This window comes from Streptomyces sp. NPDC002018 (assembly GCF_042890865.1).
In the GTDB taxonomy this organism is placed as follows: Bacteria; Actinomycetota; Actinomycetes; order Streptomycetales; family Streptomycetaceae; genus Streptomyces.
In genome coordinates this window covers 1-17357 of the sequence record NZ_JBIASO010000009.1, presented here as the reverse complement: position 1 = coordinate 17357, position 17357 = coordinate 1, and the positions used below count along the sequence as shown (strand labels likewise).

The window sequence follows — 17357 nt, the reverse complement described above, 5'->3', positions numbered from 1 at the left end:
CGTCGCGCCTGTCGCCCGTCACGCCCGTCGCGCCCGTCAGACCGCGGTGCCGTCCCGGTCCGGGACACAACGGCCGTCCTCCGTACGGTAGTTCCAGCGCGCTCCCTCGCTCACCAGCTCCCGTACGGCACGCACGAACCGGTCCACGTGCTCGTCCGGGGTCCCCGCGCCGAAGCTGACCCGGATCGCGTTCAGCGAGCGCTCGCCCGGCTCCGCCTCCGGGGCACCGCACTCCCCCGGGTCCTGCGGGTCGGTGCCCAGCAGGTTCCGTACCAGCGGGTGGGCGCAGAAGAGGCCGTCCCGTACGCCGATGCCGTACTCCGCGGAGAGCGCGGCGGCGAAGTGCGAGCTGTTCCACCCCTCGACCACGAACGAGAGCACACCCACGCGCGGGGCGTCGTCACCGAACAGGGAGAGCACCCTGACCTGGGGCACCTCCGCGAGACCCGCGCGCACCCGGGCGACGAGCCGCTGCTCACGGGCGACCAGGGTGTCGAAGCCCGCCTCGGTGAGCGCCCGGCACGCGGCGGCGATCGCGTACACCCCGATGACATTGGGGGATCCGGCCTCGTGCCGGGCGGCGGTGGTGTGCCACGCGACCTCGACCCCGCCGTCGCTCCGGCGGGTCACCGCGCGGCTGGCGCCACCGCCCGCGAGATAGGGCTCGGCGTCCTGGAGCCAGTCGGCGCGGCCCGCGAGCACCCCGGAGCCGAAGGGCGCGTACAGCTTGTGCCCGGAGAAGGCGACCCAGTCGACGTCCAGCGCGGCGATGTCCACGGGGTGGTGCGGCGCGAGCTGCGCGGCGTCGAGCACGATCCGCGCGCCGTGCGCGTGCGCGACGGCGGCCAGCTCCCGCACCGGCCACAGCTCACCGGTGACATTGGAGGCACCGGTCACACACACCAGCGCCGGGCCCTGGGGGTCACGCCCCGCGAGCGCGCGCTCCAGGGTGGCGACGGCCTCGGCGGGGGTACGGGGCGCGTTCAGATAGCTGACCCGGGCGTCCCGCCAGGGCAGCAGGGAGGCATGGTGCTCGGTCTCGAAGACGAACACCTGACAGCCGGCCGGCAGCACCGCGGCGAGCAGATTGAGCGAGTCGGTCGTCGAGCGGGTGAAGACGACCTGGTCGTCGGGGCGGCAGCCGAGGAAGTCCGCGACCGTGCGGCGGCTGTTCTCGAAGAGGTCCGTGGAGAGCTGCGAGAGATACCCGGCGCCCCGGTGGACGCTGCCGTAGTACGGCGCGTAGGCGGCGACGTCGTCCCACACCCGCTGGAGGGCGGGAGCGCTGGCGGCGTAGTCGAGCGCGGCGTAGGTGACCTCGCCGCCGGTGACGAGCGGAACGGTGACATCGCGCCCGAGGACCGGCAGCGGCTCGACGGAGGCGTTCTGCCCGCCGGACGCGCTGGGCGTGACGGGGGCGCCGTGCTCGACGGGGGCGCCGTGCTCGACGGGGGCGGGCGCGACGGAGACGGCGGGCGCGGGCGCGGTGGCGGGGGCGGTGGCGTTCGGGTATGCGGACATGGCGATATCTCCCGGCGGGACAAGTCGGAACGGCTTCAAGAACCCGCACGGCGGCACGCGTCGGAGCCGCGACGGTGGCGGGGAATGCCTCGATGCACGGAGATCACCGTGCGGAGGCGTTGAAGAAGGGGCCTGACGCCTGACGGCCCTAGCGCATTCGCTTGCTCACGAGACTGCTCCCTTGAGGACCAGGACCCCAAGGTGCAAGGGGTCCGCGCTTGCCGCGGACCTCGCTGCCCACGGCCTGGTCTTCACCCGGGGCACCCCGCCACGGACGGAGGGTTGCCGGACAGCGAGCCGGGGCCTTAATCGCTGTCACTCATGACCTTGCCCGAGAGTATGGCACAGCGTGCCGCGCGCCCCAACAGGTGTCCGCGATACGGGACGTGTGGGCGGTGCCGGGTGCCGGGTGCCGGGTGCCGGGTGCCGGGGCCTCCGGCCGTACGCCGGTGGGCCCCGTTCGGGTGCCGGGGCACCTCGGCCGCCCGGGGTGCGTTGGCGTTCCGGGCGCTGTCGGCCCGTCAGAGAGCGCTACAGCTCGCCGTTACCCAGCGTTCCAGGGTGCGCTTCGCCGCGCCCGAGTCGATCGATTCCGCCGCCCGCACGATGCCCGCCGCGAGTTGGAGGTCCAGCGGGTCGTCCGTCGGGTCCAGGGCCACCAGCGCCGCCGCCGAGTTGAGCAGGACCGCGTCGCGTACGGGGCCGGTCTCGCCGGACAGGAGGCGGCGGGCGACCTCCGCGTTGTACGACGCGTCCGCGCCGCGCAGCGCCTCGACCGGGACCAGGTCCAGGCCCACGTCCCGGGGGTCGAAGGCCTCCTCGGTGACCTTGCCGTCCCGTACCACCCACACCCGTGAGGTCGCGGTGGTGGTCAGTTCGTCCAGGCCGTCGTCGCCGCGGAAGACCAGGGACGAGTTTCCGCGCTCGGCGAGCACCCCCGCGACGATCGGCGCCATCCGCGCGTCCGCCACACCCACCGCCTGGGCCCGTACCCGCGCCGGGTTGGTGAGCGGGCCGAGGATGTTGAAGGTGGTCTGCGCGCCGAGTTCCTTGCGGGCCTTGGCCGCGTACCGCAGCGCGGGGTGGAACCTCACCGCGAAGCAGAAGGTGATCCCGGCCTCCTCGGCGACCTCGGCGACCCGCTGGGGGGTCAGCTCCAGATTGACACCGAGCTTCTCCAGCACGTCCGAGGCGCCGCTCGCCGACGAGGCCGCGCGGTTGCCGTGCTTGACGACCTTGGCGCCGGTTCCCGCCACGACGATCGCCGACATGGTGGAGATATTGACGGTCTTGGCGAGATCGCCGCCCGTGCCCACGATGTCGACCGTACGGCCGGGCACCTCAATGGTGTTGGCGTGCGCGTACATGGCGCGCACCAGGCCCGAGACCTCCTCGACCGTCTCGCCCTTCGCCCGCAGCGCGACCGCGAACCCGGCGATCTGCGCGTCGGTGGCCTCGCCGCTCATGATGCGGTCCATGGCCCACGCCGTGTCCTGCGCGCCCAGGTTCTCGCCGCGCAGCAGCGGGTTCAGCACGCCGGGCCAGGTGCGGTCCGCCATGGTGTCGCCTCCGACGGGGGTCACAGCGCTCATGCTCGCTCCTGGTGGGTTCCGGGACGGGTACGCGGACCGTACGAGGCCCACGCCGCAAGCCTATCGGCGTACGCCCGGCCGGCAGGACGGTTGCCCGGAGTGCGGACGGTACGCCGAGGGCCCCGGCCGGTTCCCCTCGCGGGGGGACCGGGCCGGGGCCCTCGGTGGTGGCGACCTGGTGAGGCCGGGTGGATCAGTGCTTGCTGTGGCCGCTCGTGATCTCCTCGTGCCCGTGGCCGTGCGCGGCGGCGATCTCGTTGTACTCCTCGGCCGTCGGCTTGGGGATCTGGTTGCCCTCGCCGTAGTAGCCCTTGCTCAGCTTCACGCGCAGACGCTCGGCGGGGCCGACCTTGCGGCGTACGCCGTTCTCGTCGACCTCGGGGCCGATCTCGGCCGGCTTGTGCTGGTCGTGGGCGGTCAGCTTGTGCAGATCGGCCTGGTCCAGCGGGGTGTGCACCTCGATGAACTCACCGTGCGGCAGCCGCTTGATGACACCGGACTCGCGTCCGTGCAGCACCTTTTCGGCGTCGCGCCGCTGAAGGCCGAGACAGATCCGCTTGGTGACGACGAAGGCGATGACCGGTCCGACGAAGAAGAAGATCCGGACGAACCAGGTGATCGCGTTGATCGACAGATGGAAGTGGGTCGCCCAGAGGTCGTTGCCACCACCGACGAGCAGGACGAAGTACCACGTCAGCCAGGCCACACCGAACGCCGTACGGGTGGGGGCGTTGCGCGGGCGGTCCAGGATGTGGTGCTCGCGGTTGTCGCGGGTGACCCAGCCCTCGATGAACGGGTAGACCGCGATCGCGACCAGCACCAGCGGGAAGATCACCAGCGGGATGAAGACACCCAGGACCAGGGTGTGCCCCAGGAAGTTGATCTCCCAGCCGGGCATCACACGGATGAGCCCCTCGGAGAAGCCCATGTACCAGTCGGGCTGGGCTCCGGTGGACACCTGGTCGGCGCGGTAGGGGCCCAGCGCCCAGATCGGGTTGATCGTGGCGATGGCGGAGACGATCGTGATGAGTCCGAAGACCAGGAAGAAGAAGCCTCCGGCCTTGGCCATGTAGATCGGCAGCAGCGGCATGCCCACGACGTTCTTGTTCGTACGGCCGGGACCGGCGAACTGCGTGTGCTTGTGGTAGAAGACCAGGATCAGATGGGCCACGACCAGTCCCAGCATGATGCCGGGCAGCAGCAGGATGTGGACCGAGTAGAACCGGGCCACGAAGTCGCCGCCGGGGAACTCCCCGCCGAACAGGAACATCGAGAGGTACGTGCCGACGACCGGCACGGACAGGATCGCGCCCTCCATGAAGCGGACACCGGTGCCGGAGAGCAGGTCGTCCGGGAGCGAGTAACCGGTGAAACCGGTGAACATGCCCAGGACCAGCAGCAGGAAGCCGAACAGCCAGTTGATCTCACGCGGCTTGCGGAACGCGCCCGTGAAGAAGACACGCATCATGTGGACGAGCATGCCCGCGATGAAGATCAGCGCGGCCCAGTGGTGGATCTGGCGGATCAGCAGACCGCCGCGGACATCGAAGCTGATGTCCACCGTCGAGGCGTACGCCTCGGACATCGTCACACCCTGGAGCGGGACGTAACTGCCGTGGTAGACCACCTCGTTCATCGACGGGTGGAAGAACAGCGTCAGATACACACCGGTGAGGATGATGATGATGAAGCTGTAGAGGCAGATCTCACCGAGCATGAAGGACCAGTGGTCCGGGAAGATCTTCCGCATGTTGGCCTTGGCCAGGGAGTAGATCCCCAGCCGGCCGTCCGCCCAGTCGGCGACCCGCTCACCCGCGGGTGTCCTGCGGTTCTTGTCGTCCGTAGCAGTGCTGGTACTCATCCGCGCTCCCAGAAGGCAGGACCGACGGGCTCGTCGAAGTCGCCGAGCGCCTCGAGGTTGCCCTCGGCGTTCACACCGATCCGCAGCTGCGGAAGGGCGTGACCGGCCGGGCCGAAGATGACGCGGGCGCCGTCGGAGAGGTCGAAGGTGGACTGGTGGCACGGGCACAGCACGTGGTGCGTCTGCTGCTCGTACAGGCTGATCGGACAGCCGACATGGGTGCAGATCTTCGAGAACGCCACGATCCCCTCGTGGGACCAGTCGAGTTCACGCTTGTCCTTGATCTCGTCCGGCTGGATCCGGACGATCATCAGGGCCGCCTTGGCGATCTGCTTCTGGAAGTCCTCGCTGTGCTCCTCCAGGCCTTCCGGCATGGCGAAGGTGAGCGAGCCCACCACGACGTCCTCGGGACGCAGCGGCTGGTGGGTGTTCATGTTGATGAGCTGCTTGCCCTTGGCCCACAGCGTGGAGCGGAGCTTCTTCTCGGGCAGCGGACCGAGATCGCGCAGCAGGACGACACCGGCGAGCGGCACCAGCGCCATCGCGCCGAACATCGTGTTGCGGATCAGCTTGCGCCGGCCGAAGCCGGACTCCGCCGCGCCGGCCGCGAAGTCCGACAGGACCTTCGCCTTGACCTCGGGCGGTGCCTCGATCGGGTGGCGGTCGTCCGCGACCTCCACGTCCGACATCAGCGTCCGGGCCCAGTGGACCGCGCCGGCGCCGATGCAGAACAGGGCGATGCCCAGGGTCACACCCAGCGAGAAGTGCAGGATGCTGACATGGCCCAGCGGGAAGATGTAGACGATCTTGCCGACCGGGAAGGCCACGAACGAGGCGATGAACGCCACGGTCGCCACCATCGACAGCAGGAACAGGAACGCGACCGTGCGCTCGGACCGCTTGGCCGCGCGCTCGTCGATGTCCTGTATGCGCGGCCGGTGGGCCGGCAGTCCCGGGTCGGCGAACGGGTCGTCCGCGCGCTCGACCGCGCCGTGCGCGTCGCCCTGCTCGCTCGGCAGGTTCTTCTCTGGAAATTCTTCTTGGCTACTCATGACTTCTTGGCCTTAGCGGTGTGGGCCGCGACCCAGATGGCGGCTGCGATCAGAACGCCCAGACCGAAGATCCAGCCGAAGAGACCTTCACTGACGGGGCCGAGGCCGCCCAGCTTGAGACCACCGGGGCTCGCGGACTTCTCGCCGTTCACCGTCTGGATGTACGCGATGATGTCCTTCTTCTGCTGCTCCGGCATCGTCGAGTCCGGGAACGAAGGCATGTTCTGCGGGCCGGTCTGCATGGCCTCGTAGATGTGCTTCGCGCTCACACCCTCGAGGTTCGGCGCGCTCTTGCCGTTCGTCAGGGCGCCGCCCTCGCCGGTGAAGTTGTGGCACTGGGCGCAGTTGGTGCGGAACAGGTCGCCACCCTTGGCGATGTCCGCGCCGGCGGGGTCGTACTGGTTCCCGGTCGGGGTGATCGGACCGGCGCCGAGGGACGCGACGTACGCGGCGAGCTGGTCGATCTCGGCCTGCGAGTAGATGACCCGCTTCTTGGGCACCTGCGCGCCGGGCTGCTGCGCGGGCATACGGCCGGTGCCGACCTGGAAGTCCACGGCGGCGGAGCCGACGCCGACCAGGGGCGGGCCGTCGCTGCTGCCCTGACCGCCGGTTCCGTGGCAGCTTGCGCAGCCGACGGAGTAGAGCTTCTTGCCCTCCTCGATGGCGAGGGACTGGGCGGTGTCGTCAGCCTGTGCCTTGCTCGCGGGCGCGAACGCGGCGTACAGCCCCCCGGTGGCCGCCAGCGCGAGGAGTAGGACGACGACCGCCGCCAGCGGATGGCGTCGTCGTGCGGAGAGCTTTTTCACGGATTACCCCGGTGTCAGGATCTTCTGCGTCGGTGTTTCTGGATTGTGTGCGCTTCGGGCGCGGTACCCGGCTACTTGATCAAGTAGATCGTGGCGAAGAGGCCGATCCAGACGACATCGACGAAGTGCCAGTAATAGGACACGACGATGGCTGCGGTCGCCTGCTCGTGGGTGAACCTCTTGGCCGCGTAGGTCCTGCCCAGAACCAGCAGGAACGCGATCAGACCTCCCGTCACGTGCAGACCGTGGAAGCCCGTCGTCAGGTAGAACACCGAGCCGTACGGGTCGGAGGACAGCGAGAGGCCGTCCTTCTTCAGAAGCTCGGTGTACTCGAAGACCTGACCGCCGATGAAGATCGCGCCCATCACGAACGTGATCACGAACCAGGAGCGGAGCTTCTTCACGTCGCCCCGCTCGGCGGCGAAGACACCGAGCTGGCAGGTGAGGGAGGAGAGCACCAGGATCGTGGTGTTCGTCGCCGAGAACGGGATGTTCAGGTGCGACGCCATCTCCTTCCAGTGCGCCGCGCCCATCACCGATCGCAGGGTGAAGTACATCGCGAAGAGGGCCGCGAAGAACATCAGCTCGGAACTCAGCCAAATAATGGTTCCGACGCTGGTGAGGTTCGGCCGGTTGACCGACGGGTGCGCGTGCCCGGTTTCTACTGTCGTTGCTGTCGCCACGACCGACATTATGTCGGTCGCTTATCCCGCCCTGACTCCGGGGGGTGCCGTTCGGTGTGTCCGTGGGATGTGCCCAGCTCGAACGGGGCGGTGAAGGGGCGTCCGTACCCGTGCTGACATGGTCTCCGACGGAGTAGCATCCGCGCATCGGTTCAGGGCAACGGAGCCCTGGAGCCCTCGCAGACACTGATGTCACGGAGGAACAATGCAGCCGACCGCCACGGTGCTGGTCTACAGCGACGACGCGAACACCCGCGAGCAGGTCCGGCTGGCGGCGGGACGCCGGCCGGCCTCCGATGTGCCGCCCGTCGAGTTCCTGGAGTGCGCCACCCTGCCCGCCGTGCTCGCACACCTCGACCGGGGCGGGATCGACGTCTGTGTGCTGGACGGCGAGACGGTTCCCGCGGGCGGGATGGGCGTCTGCCGGCAGATCAAGGACGAGATCTTCGACTGCCCGCCCGTGCTGCTGCTCATGGGGCGCCCTCAGGACGCCTGGCTGGCCACCTGGAGCCGTGCGGACGCCGCGGTGACCCTGCCGGTCGAACCGGTCGGTTTCGCGGACGCCCTGGCCTCCCTGCTCCGCCGGCGGCTCGCCATCAGCGCCTGACACGCGGGCGGGCCCGGTCCCGCCGCCCGGGAGGCGGCAGGACCGGGGTGGTCCCGGCGGCGGTCAGACCAGGGGCCGGAGACGGGCCGGGTCGGCGGGGCTGGCGCCGTCCCGGGTCCCGGCCAGGAGGACGCTGCCCTCGCGCCAGTCCTCCCAGTCCACGTTCCAGTCACCGAAGCCGTTGCCGAACTCCTCCATGTAGTCGCCGGCGCTGTTGATCACCTGTACGAGATCGCCCTCCTGCACGTTCTCGAAGAACCAGGCGGCGTTGGCGGTGGACATGCCCACACAGCCGTGGCTGACGTTCGCGGATCCCTGCGACCCCACGGACCAGGGCGCGGCGTGCACGTACTCACCGCTCCAGGTGACCCGGGTCGCCCAGTACACGGGGAGGTCGTAGCCCTCACCGCCGCCGATGCCGACGCTCGTACCGCGCATCCGTACGAAGTACTCCTTGCCCAGGATGACCTTGATGCCGTTACGGGTGGAGAAACCGGGCTTGCCGGTGGTCACCGGGATGCTGGTGACCTCTTCCCCGTTGCGGAACAGCGTCATGTAGTGCGCGCTGGCGTCGACGATGGCCTCGACCCGGTCGCCGGTGGTCAGCTTGAGCGGTTTGACGGCGCCGCCGTACAGCTTGTCGCTGATCTTCACGCCCTGGAGGGTGCTGTACGCGTTGATCTTGCCGTTCGCGGGCCAGTACTCCTTGGGCCGGTAGTGGAGTTCCTCGTCGTCCACCCAGTGCCAGGAGCCCTCTTCCGCCGCGGGGGTGGCACGGACCTTCAGCGACCGTTCGATGACATCCCGGGCCTTCTTGTCCGTGATCGGCTGGCTGAGCGTGGCCGTGATGGGCTGGCCCACTCCGTACTCGCCCTCCTCCGGTCCGAACTCGACCGTCAGGGTCCGCTTGGCGGGCATGGTGTCGAAGGTGAGTGTCCGCGAGCCGGGCTTGCCCTTCTTGTCCTCGGTCGCGACCTTGACGGTGTAGCGGGAGCCGGCCGCCAGGGGTGCCGTGGAGTGCCAGCGCAGCCCGTCGGCGGTGAGTTCACCCGCCAGGTAGTGGCCCGCCTTGTCGACGGCGTTGACGTCCGTGATCCGCTCGCCCTTGGCGGTCACTTCGAGGGGCTTGTTGGGATCGACCTTGGTGGCGCCCGCGGGCGTACTGAAGACGATCTTCCCCGGGGCGGCTTCGCGCGGCTTCCCGGAGAGCGGGTGCGGCCCGTCCTCACTGCACGCGGTCGCGCTCGCCCCAAGGGACACGACCAGCAGAGTGCAGGTGAGGACGGCGCGCAGACGTGGCGTGTGGTTCATGAACACACGGTAGGAACGTCCTCCCGCTCCGCGCGCGACGAGAGGTACGAATGGGGGCCCGCCGTACTCCATTGGAGTGCGACGGGCCCCTCATCGACGGCTCGGCCGTGGTGCCTACTGGTTCTGGTTCTCGCCCCGGTAGAACTCGAAGACCCAGCCCCACAGACCGATCAGGATCAGCGGCAGCGAGAAGTACAGCAGCCACCAGCCGATCGCGATGCCCAGGAAGGCCAGCGCGCCACCGACGCCGAGCGAGAACGGCTGCCAGCTGTGCGGGGCGAAGAACCCCACCTCACCGGCCTCGTCCGAGACATCGGCCTCCTTGTTGTCCTGGGCCATCGCGTCCACCCGGCGGGCGGTGAAGGCCAGGTAGAAGCCGATCATGACGCTCAGGCCGAAGGCCAGGAACAGCGCGGTCGTACCGGCCGGCTCCTTCGACCACACGCCGTACAGCACGGCGGCGGCGAGGATGAAGACGCTCAGCCAGAGGAACATCTTGCCTTGGATCTTCACTTCCCGGCCTCCTTGCCACCGGCGAGGACACCGGCTCCGGCACCGTGACCGACGTTCTCGAGCTGGTCGAGGGCGGCGATCTCCGGGTGGTGCAGATCGAATGCCGGGGATTCCGAACGGATCCTCGGCAGGGTGAGGAAGTTATGCCGCGGCGGCGGGCAGGAAGTCGCCCATTCGAGCGAACGGCCGTAGCCCCACGGGTCGTCGACCTCGACCTTCTTGCCGTACTTGGCGGTCTTCCAGACGTTGTACAGGAACGGCAGGATCGACAGACCGAGGACGAACGAGCTGATCGTGGAAATGGTGTTGAGCGCGGTGAATCCGTCGGAGGCGAGATAGTCCGCGTACCGGCGCGGCATTCCCTCGGCGCCCAGCCAGTGCTGGACGAGGAAGGTGCCGTGGAATCCGATGAACAGCGTCCAGAAGGTGATCTTCCCGAGCCGCTCGTCCAGCATCTTCCCGGTGAACTTCGGCCACCAGAAATGGAATCCGGCGAACATCGCGAACACCACGGTGCCGAAGACGACGTAGTGGAAGTGCGCGACCACGAAGTACGAGTCGGAGACGTGGAAGTCCATCGGCGGCGACGCGAGGATCACACCGGTCAGACCACCGAAGGTGAAGGTGACCAGGAAGCCGATCGTCCAGAGCATCGGTGTCTCGAAGGACAGTGAGCCCTTCCACATGGTGCCGATCCAGTTGAAGAACTTCACCCCGGTCGGTACCGCGATCAGGAAGGTCATGAACGAGAAGAACGGCAGCAGCACACCGCCGGTCACATACATGTGGTGCGCCCACACGGTCACGGAGAGACCCGCGATCGCGATGGTCGCGCCCACCAGACCGATGTAGCCGAACATCGGCTTGCGGCTGAAGACCGGGATCACTTCGGAGACGATGCCGAAGAACGGCAAGGCGATGATGTACACCTCTGGATGGCCGAAGAACCAGAAGAGGTGCTGCCAGAGCAGGGCTCCGCCGTTGGCCGAGTCGAAGATGTGCGCACCGAACTTGCGGTCCGCCTCCAGGGCGAAGAGCGCGGCGGCCAGCACGGGGAAGGCCAGCAGGACCAGCACACCGGTCAGCAGCACGTTCCAGGTGAAGATCGGCATCCGGAACATCGTCATGCCGGGGGCGCGCATGCAGATGATCGTGGTGATGAAGTTGACCGAGCCGAGGATCGTACCGAAGCCGGAGAAGGCCAGACCCATGATCCACAGGTCGGCGCCGACACCCGGTGAACGGACCGCGTCCGACAGCGGGGAGTAGGCGAACCAGCCGAAGTCGGCGGCGCCCTGCGGGGTGAGGAAGCCGCTCACGGCGATGATCGAGCCGAAGAGGTACAGCCAGTACGCGAACATGTTCAGCCGCGGGAACGCCACATCGGGCGCACCGATCTGGAGCGGCATGATCCAGTTGGCGAATCCGGCGAACAGCGGCGTCGCGAACATCAGCAGCATGATCGTGCCATGCATCGTGAACGCCTGGTTGAACTGCTCGTTCGACATGATCTGCGTGCCGGGACGGGCCAGCTCGGCGCGCATGAAGAGCGCCATCAGACCGCCGATGCAGAAGAACACGAACGACGTGACCAGGTACATCGTGCCGATCGTCTTGTGATCGGTGGTGGTCAGCCACTTCACGACGACATTGCCCGGCTGCTTGCGCCGTACCGGCAGCTCGTTCTCGTACGAGTCCTCTGCTGCGGCGGCGGCACCCTGGGGTTCGTTGAGGATGCTCACAGTTTGTTCGTCTCCGCGTTCTTGGCCGGATCCGTCTGCGCGATGCCCGACGGGATGTAGCCGTTCTGGCCCTTCTCGGCCAGCTCTTCCAGGTGCTGCCGGTAGCGCTCCGGAGAGACCACCTTGACGTTGAAGAGCATCCGCGAGTGGTCGACGCCGCACAGCTCGGCGCACTTGCCCAGGAAGGTGCCCTCCTGGTTCGGAGTCACCTCGAAGGAGTTGGTGTGCCCCGGGATGACGTCCTGCTTCATCAGGAACGGCACCACCCAGAAGGAGTGGATGACATCACGCGATGTCAGGATGAACCGGACCTTCTCCCCCTTGGGCAGCCACAGGGTCGGACCCGGGTTGCCGGTCTGGGGGTTGCGCTGACCCGGGACACCGGCGTCGTAGACGCCCTCGGCACCCTTGGGGAACTGCTCCGTGAACCGGTGGGGAATGGCGTCGAGTTCCTTGGGGACCGTGGTCCCCGTCGACGGGTTCCCGTCCACGTCCTCGACGTAGTTGAAGCCCCAGCTCCACTGGTAGCCGACCACGTTCACGGTGTGGGCCGGCTTCTCCGAGAGGGAGAGGAGCTTCGACTCATCACGCGCGGTGAAGTAGAAGAGCACCGAGACGATGATGAGCGGGACCACGGTGTACAGCGCCTCGATGGGCATGTTGTACCGGGTCTGCGGAGGGACTTCCACCTTGGTGCGGCTGCGCCGGTGGAAGATGACGCTCCACAGGATCAGACCCCATACCAGGATGCCCGTGACGAGCGCTGCCGCCCACGAGCCCTGCCAGAGGGAGAGGATTCTGGGGGCCTCTTCCGTGACGGGGGTGGGCATTCCGAGGCGGGGGAAGTCCTTGTATGTGCAACCGGTGGCGGTCGCGAGGATCAGGCCCGCAGTCAGCACCTGCGGCAGCTTCCGCCGCATCGGGCGCCGCGACGAGCGGTCGGAGCCGTTGGGACTCACGTAGCGCCTTCCCGAGAGTCTCGCCCGCGCGGCCGCCCGCGGCCGTCTCGCTGGTCGGTCGCCGGCCCTGACGCGGGCAGGGGTTTGGATGTTTATGCGGACCAAACCCTACTGGACTCGTTTTGGGGCCGTGCGGGGAGGGTGCCCAACGCGCCGCCCCGCACCCCGAAGGGGTGGAATGCCTGCCTCCGGGCCCCTTCGGGCGCCCCCTCAGGGCCTCTCGTCCGGATCGTGCTGGGCTCGTGTGCCCCGGCACCGCCCCCCGGCTCAGCCAGATCCGAACGAAAGACCCTAGCGTGGGGGTGTGTCCTACTTCGACGTCGCGTCCTCCGCTCCCCTGCATCCCGTGGCCCGGCAGGCCCTCCAGGCCTCCCTCGACGAGGGGTGGGCGGACCCCGCCCGGCTCTACCGCGAGGGTCGGCGGGCCGTACTGCTGCTGGACGCGGCGCGGGAGGCCGCCGCGGAGGCGGTCGGCTGCCGTCCCGACGAGCTGACCTTCACTCCTTCGGGAACGTCCGCGGTGCATTCCGGCATCGCCGGCGCGCTCTCCGGCAGGCGGCGGGCCGGCCGTCATCTCCTGGTCTCCGCGGTGGAGCACTCCTCGGTGCTGCACGCCGCGTCGGCCCATGAGGCGGCGACGGGTGGCGCGGTGACCGAGGTGCCGGTGGACCGCTACGGAGCGGTGGCGCCCCAGGAGTACGCCGGGGCCCTGCGCGAGGACACCGCGCTGGCCTGTCTCCAGTCCGCCAACCACGAGGTGGGTACGGAGCAGCCGGTGGCCGCGGTGGCCGAGGCGTGCCGGAGCCGGGGGGTCCCGCTGCTGGTGGACGCGGCGCAGTCGCTGGGCTGGGGCCCGGTCGAGGGCGGCTGGTCACTGCTGACGGCGAGCGCGCACAAGTGGGGCGGTCCGGCGGGGGTGGGGCTGCTGGCCGTACGCAAGGGGGTGCGGTTCGCCCCGCAGGGTCCCGCCGACGAACGGGAGTCGGGGCGTGCGCCGGGCTTCCAGAACATCCCGGCGATCGTGGCGGCGGCGGCCTCGCTGCGGGCGGTGCGCGCGGAGGCGGCCGACGAGGCGGTGCGGCTGCGGGCGCTGGTGGACCGGATCAGGGCGCGGGTGCCCGCGCTCGTGCCGGATGTCGAGGTGGTGGGCGATCCGGAGCACCGGCTCCCCCATCTCGTCACCTTCTCCTGTCTCTATGTCGACGGGGAGGCGCTGCTGCACGAGCTGGACCGGGCGGACTTCTCGGTCTCCTCCGGCTCGTCCTGTACGAGCAGCACCCTGACCCCGAGCCATGTGCTGCGGGCGATGGGGGTGCTGTCGGAGGGGAATGTCCGGGTCTCGCTCCCCCTCGGTACGCCGGAGGCGGAGGTGGACCGGTTCCTGGAGGTGCTGCCCGGGGTGGTGTCGGGGGTGCGCGAGCGGCTCGGCGCCCCGGTCTCCCCGGCCGGGCCGGGCGGTACACCGGCGCTGGTCGTGGACGCGCTCGGCCGACGGTGTCCGATCCCGGTGATCGAGCTGGCCAAGGTCTTCGGTGAGGTGCCGGTGGGCGGGACGGTGACGGTCCTGTCCGACGACGAGGCGGCGCGGCTGGACATCCCGGCGTGGTGCGGGATGCGCGGCCAGGAGTATCTGGGTGAGCGGCCGGCGGACCACGGTGTCGCCTATGTGGTCCGCCGGATCTCCTAGAACGTGACAGCCGGGCCGGGACGTGACAGCCGGGCCCTGCCCGGCCCCGTCCCATCCGGTCCCGTCAGTCGGCTACGGCGCGGGCGTCGTGTCGACGGGCGCGGCCGTCTCGGGGAGGTGGGCCTGGACCTCGGCCGCCGCGTCATGGCCGTACGCCTTGGTGAAGCGCTCCATGAAGTGGTTCCTGCGCAGGGTGTACTCCTGCGTGCCGACGGTCTCGATGACCAGCGTGGCGAGCATGCAGCCGACCTGGGCCGCGCGCTCCAGCCCGACACCCCAGGAGAGACCGGAGAGGAAACCGGCGCGGAAGGCGTCGCCGACGCCCGTCGGGTCGGCCTTGGTCTCCTCCTCCGGGCAGCCGACGACGATCGGCTCCTCGCCGACACGGTCGATCCGGACGCCCTGCTTGCCGAGGGTGGTCACCCGGTGGCCGACCCGGGAGAGGATCTCGGCGTCGCTCCAGCCGGTCTTGGACTCGATGAGCCCCTTCTCGTACTCGTTGGAGAAGAGATAGGTCGCGCCGTCCAGCAGCGTGCGGATCTCGTCGCCCTCCATACGGGCGATCTGCTGGGAGAAGTCGGCCGCGAAGGGGATTGAGCGGGTACGGCACTCCTCGGTGTGGCGGAGCATGCCCTCGGGGTCGTCCGCGCCGATCAGCACCAGGTCGAGTCCGCCGACCCGGTCGGCGACCTTCTTCAGCTCGATCTGGCGGGCCTCGCTCATCGCGCCCGCGTAGAAGGAGCCGATCTGGTTGTGGTCGGCGTCCGTGGTGCAGACGAACCGGGCCGTGTGCAGGACCTCGGAGATCCGGACCGAGGCCGTGTCGACTCCATGGCGGTCGAGCCACGCGCGGTACTCGTCGAAGTCCGAGCCGGCCGCGCCGACCAGGAGAGGACGGGCACCGAGCTGGCCCATGCCGAAGCAGATGTTCGCCCCGACACCTCCCCGGCGCACCTCGAGGTCGTCGACGAGGAAGGAGAGGGAGACCGTGTGGAGCTGCTCGGCGACGAACTGGTCGGCGAAGCGGCCCGGGAAGGTCATCAGATGGTCGGTGGCGATGGAGCCGGTGACTGCGATTCGCACGGCGTGAACGCTCCTGATGAAGGAGAACGGTTGACGGTTCACGCTACCGGGTCGGGGGGCGCCCCACCTAGGGCCTCTCGTTCGGATCTTGCCGGGCTCGCGTGCCCCGGCACCGCGCCTCGCGGCGTTGTCGGCGGAGGAGGGAGCCCACGCTCCGCGCGGGGGAACCGCATGCCGCTTCCTTCCGTCCCACCGGTGTCATACGGCGGCACACGGCCCGAGGGAGCAGTGGTGACCAGCACGGAGCGGCCCAGGAACAGCACAGACCGCCCGCGTCGGCGGCGTTCTCCGCTCGCCGTCGCCACGGTGGCGGCGGCGGTGCTGATCGCCGGGGGCGGTGGCGCGTACTTCGCCACGAGCGCCTTCGGCGGCAGCGGCGGGGACGACGCGCGCGGCGGGAGCGGTGCACCGGGGGGCGACCGCGCCCCGTCCTCACGCGCTCTCGGCGGCCCGGCGGGACCGGCTGACGGCTCGGCGCCGCCCGGTGTCGCGCCGGGCGAGCCCGATCCGCGCGGATTCGTCTACCGCGCCACGGGGGAACTGCCCGACGGCCCCGCCACGGCCCGGGTCCACCGGGCGGACGGAGAGGTCGCGGCGGACGCGGTGGCCCGGCTGGCCGAGGCGCTCGGGGTGGCGGGCACGCCGCGCGCCGACGGCACGTACTGGAAGGTCGGTACGGACAAGGACGGTTCGGGACCGCTGCTGCGTGTCGCCCGGCAGGCGCCGGGGGCCTGGACCTTCGACCGCTTCGGTCCGGGGGCCGGCGGGGACAACTGTCTGAAGGGCAGAAGCTGCCCCAACTCCGGTGACATCGGTGCCGCCCAGGGCGATGCCGTGAGCGAGGCGGCGGCGAAGCGGGCGGCGGCCCCGGTGCTCGCGGCGCTGGGCCAGAGCGACGCGGCGCTCGACACCGCTCAACTGATGGGCGCGGTACGGGTGGTGAACGCGGATCCGGTGATCGGCGGCCTGCCCACCTTCGGCTGGTCGACCGGGATCCATGTGGGAGCCGACGGTCAAGTGGTGCGCGGTACCGGTCAGTTGACGGTCCCGGAGCCGGGCGCGGCCTATCCGGTGATCGGCGCGGACGAGGCGCTGAAGGAGCTGAACAAAGCATCCGCCGGCCTGGGCGGTCCGGCCGTCGACTGCGCCACCGCGATGCCGCTGGAGGACGGGAGGACGGCGGCCCCGTGCACACCGCGGCCCCCGGCCGGCGCGAAGCCGGTGGAGATCGACCGGGCGGTCTTCGGACTGGCGCTGCGGACCGTGGAGGGGCGCGGGGTGCTCGTACCGTCCTGGCTGTTCGAGGTGGTGCCGGGCGGCGGCGCTCCGTCACACACGCTCGTCAGGCCCGCGGTGGCCGAGGAGTCCCTGACGGGGAGCGGGCCGGAGCGGACGCCGAAGCAGAGTGATCCCGGCCTCATGTCGTACGGCGGGGACGGGCGGACGCTGACTGTCCGCTTCATGGGCGGCGTGTGCGGGACGTACACGGCACACGCGGACGAGAGCGGTACGGCCGTCAAGCTGCGGATGTCCGTCAAGGACCCCGCTCCCGGCACGGTCTGTATCGCCCTGGCCAAGGCGCAGACCGTGACGGTGACGCTGGAGAAGCCGCTGGGCGAGCGCCGGGTGGTCGACGCGGTGACGGGTGAACCGGTGCCGCGGGGCTGAGTGATCCGCTCCGACGAGCCGGAAGACGTGCGTGCCCGTACGGGTACGCGCAGGAAAGGCGGCGGGCCCGAGGGGGGACCGCCGCCTTTCTGTGTCCGCCGTGGCGCTCACGCGCCGTACCGTGCCGGGGGCCCTCACGGGACCGGCCGGTCCGGCCGGGCCGGCCGGTCGACGGGGCTAGGACTTGTCCGGCCGATCATGTTCGGAGCCAGATGGTGAGGGCTGCCGCTGTTGCGGTGCCGAGGAAGATGTAGCCGCGCTTGTCGTATCGG

At 69.7% G+C, this 17357-nt stretch carries 14 protein-coding genes and 1 riboswitch; of the genes, 3 read left to right on the top strand and 11 right to left on the bottom strand.

What is annotated here, in order from left to right; genetic code table 11:
* Positions 1-36: 36 nt before the first annotated feature.
* From ACFYYH_RS16585 to ACFYYH_RS16560, 6 genes are all read right to left on the bottom strand, one after another.
* The gene (locus ACFYYH_RS16585; RefSeq protein ID WP_388551224.1) at positions 37-1521 is read right to left on the bottom strand and encodes an aminotransferase class V-fold PLP-dependent enzyme; all 1485 of its coding nucleotides are present in this window, start codon (positions 1519-1521) and stop codon (positions 37-39) included.
* Between the two features lie 209 nt (positions 1522-1730).
* Positions 1731-1848: riboswitch (SAM riboswitch) on the bottom strand.
* Positions 1849-2042: 194 nt separating this feature from the next.
* Positions 2043-3113 carry an anthranilate phosphoribosyltransferase gene (trpD, locus tag ACFYYH_RS16580; protein ID WP_388551223.1) on the bottom strand — a complete coding sequence of 357 codons (1071 nt, stop codon included), beginning with the start codon at positions 3111-3113 and terminating at the stop codon, positions 2043-2045.
* A gap of 193 nt (positions 3114-3306) precedes the next feature.
* Positions 3307-4974 carry a cytochrome bc complex cytochrome b subunit gene (locus ACFYYH_RS16575; RefSeq protein WP_388551222.1) on the bottom strand — a complete coding sequence of 556 codons (1668 nt, stop codon included), beginning with the start codon at positions 4972-4974 and terminating at the stop codon, positions 3307-3309.
* A complete protein-coding gene (locus ACFYYH_RS16570; RefSeq protein ID WP_388551220.1) occupies positions 4971-6026 on the bottom strand; it encodes a Rieske 2Fe-2S domain-containing protein in 1056 nt (351 codons plus the stop codon). The genes ACFYYH_RS16575 and ACFYYH_RS16570 overlap by 4 nt, the downstream gene beginning before the upstream one ends.
* Positions 6023-6832 (bottom strand): c-type cytochrome, encoded by an 810-nt coding sequence (locus ACFYYH_RS16565; RefSeq protein ID WP_388551218.1) that lies wholly within the window; start codon positions 6830-6832, stop codon positions 6023-6025. Before ACFYYH_RS16565 ends, ACFYYH_RS16570 begins: the two co-directional genes overlap by 4 nt.
* A gap of 71 nt (positions 6833-6903) precedes the next feature.
* Positions 6904-7524, bottom strand: coding sequence for a heme-copper oxidase subunit III (locus ACFYYH_RS16560; protein ID WP_388551216.1), 621 nt, complete (start codon positions 7522-7524; stop codon positions 6904-6906).
* A gap of 196 nt (positions 7525-7720) precedes the next feature.
* Between ACFYYH_RS16560 and ACFYYH_RS16555 the strand changes: the two genes are divergently transcribed.
* Positions 7721-8122, top strand: a complete 402-nt coding sequence (locus ACFYYH_RS16555) for a hypothetical protein (protein WP_388551214.1) — start codon at positions 7721-7723, stop codon at positions 8120-8122.
* Positions 8123-8185: 63 nt separating this feature from the next.
* Here ACFYYH_RS16555 and ACFYYH_RS16550 read toward each other — a convergent pair whose 3' ends face one another.
* The 4 genes from ACFYYH_RS16550 to coxB all read right to left on the bottom strand — a co-directional run bounded on the left by ACFYYH_RS16550 (position 8186) and on the right by coxB (position 12647).
* The gene (locus ACFYYH_RS16550) at positions 8186-9433 is read right to left on the bottom strand and encodes an Ig-like domain-containing protein (protein WP_388551212.1); all 1248 of its coding nucleotides are present in this window, start codon (positions 9431-9433) and stop codon (positions 8186-8188) included.
* 114 nt (positions 9434-9547) lie between these two features.
* A complete protein-coding gene (locus ACFYYH_RS16545) occupies positions 9548-9946 on the bottom strand; it encodes a cytochrome c oxidase subunit 4 (RefSeq protein WP_388551211.1) in 399 nt (132 codons plus the stop codon).
* Positions 9943-11688 carry a cytochrome c oxidase subunit I gene (gene ctaD, locus ACFYYH_RS16540; RefSeq protein ID WP_388551209.1) on the bottom strand — a complete coding sequence of 582 codons (1746 nt, stop codon included), beginning with the start codon at positions 11686-11688 and terminating at the stop codon, positions 9943-9945. Before ctaD ends, ACFYYH_RS16545 begins: the two co-directional genes overlap by 4 nt.
* Positions 11685-12647 (bottom strand): cytochrome c oxidase subunit II, encoded by a 963-nt coding sequence (gene coxB, locus ACFYYH_RS16535; RefSeq protein WP_388551207.1) that lies wholly within the window; start codon positions 12645-12647, stop codon positions 11685-11687. Before coxB ends, ctaD begins: the two co-directional genes overlap by 4 nt.
* A gap of 304 nt (positions 12648-12951) precedes the next feature.
* Here coxB and ACFYYH_RS16530 point away from each other — a divergent pair, with 304 nt between their 5' ends.
* Positions 12952-14334 carry a cysteine desulfurase/sulfurtransferase TusA family protein gene (locus ACFYYH_RS16530; RefSeq protein WP_388551205.1) on the top strand — a complete coding sequence of 461 codons (1383 nt, stop codon included), beginning with the start codon at positions 12952-12954 and terminating at the stop codon, positions 14332-14334.
* Positions 14335-14406: 72 nt separating this feature from the next.
* On the opposite strand, the gene ACFYYH_RS16525 is transcribed toward ACFYYH_RS16530, so the two are convergent.
* Positions 14407-15417 carry a carbohydrate kinase family protein gene (locus tag ACFYYH_RS16525; RefSeq protein ID WP_388551203.1) on the bottom strand — a complete coding sequence of 337 codons (1011 nt, stop codon included), beginning with the start codon at positions 15415-15417 and terminating at the stop codon, positions 14407-14409.
* Between the two features lie 231 nt (positions 15418-15648).
* Here ACFYYH_RS16525 and ACFYYH_RS16520 point away from each other — a divergent pair, with 231 nt between their 5' ends.
* A complete protein-coding gene (locus ACFYYH_RS16520; protein ID WP_388551201.1) occupies positions 15649-17085 on the top strand; it encodes a hypothetical protein in 1437 nt (478 codons plus the stop codon).
* Positions 17086-17357 lie beyond the last annotated feature (272 nt).

Bases quoted from the DNA above. Each gene is read 5' to 3' on its own strand.
- ACFYYH_RS16570 (WP_388551220.1), bottom strand. From the start codon at position 6,026: ATGAGTAGCCAAGAAGAATTTCCAGAGAAGAACCTGCCGAGCGAGCAG.
- trpD (WP_388551223.1), bottom strand. From the start codon at position 3,113: ATGAGCGCTGTGACCCCCGTCGGAGGCGACACCATGGCGGACCGCACC.
- ACFYYH_RS16555 (WP_388551214.1), top strand. From the start codon at position 7,721: ATGCAGCCGACCGCCACGGTGCTGGTCTACAGCGACGACGCGAACACC.
- ACFYYH_RS16585 (WP_388551224.1), bottom strand. From the start codon at position 1,521: ATGTCCGCATACCCGAACGCCACCGCCCCCGCCACCGCGCCCGCGCCC.
- ACFYYH_RS16575 (WP_388551222.1), bottom strand. From the start codon at position 4,974: ATGAGTACCAGCACTGCTACGGACGACAAGAACCGCAGGACACCCGCG.
- ACFYYH_RS16550 (WP_388551212.1), bottom strand. From the start codon at position 9,433: ATGAACCACACGCCACGTCTGCGCGCCGTCCTCACCTGCACTCTGCTG.
- ACFYYH_RS16560 (WP_388551216.1), bottom strand. From the start codon at position 7,524: ATGTCGGTCGTGGCGACAGCAACGACAGTAGAAACCGGGCACGCGCAC.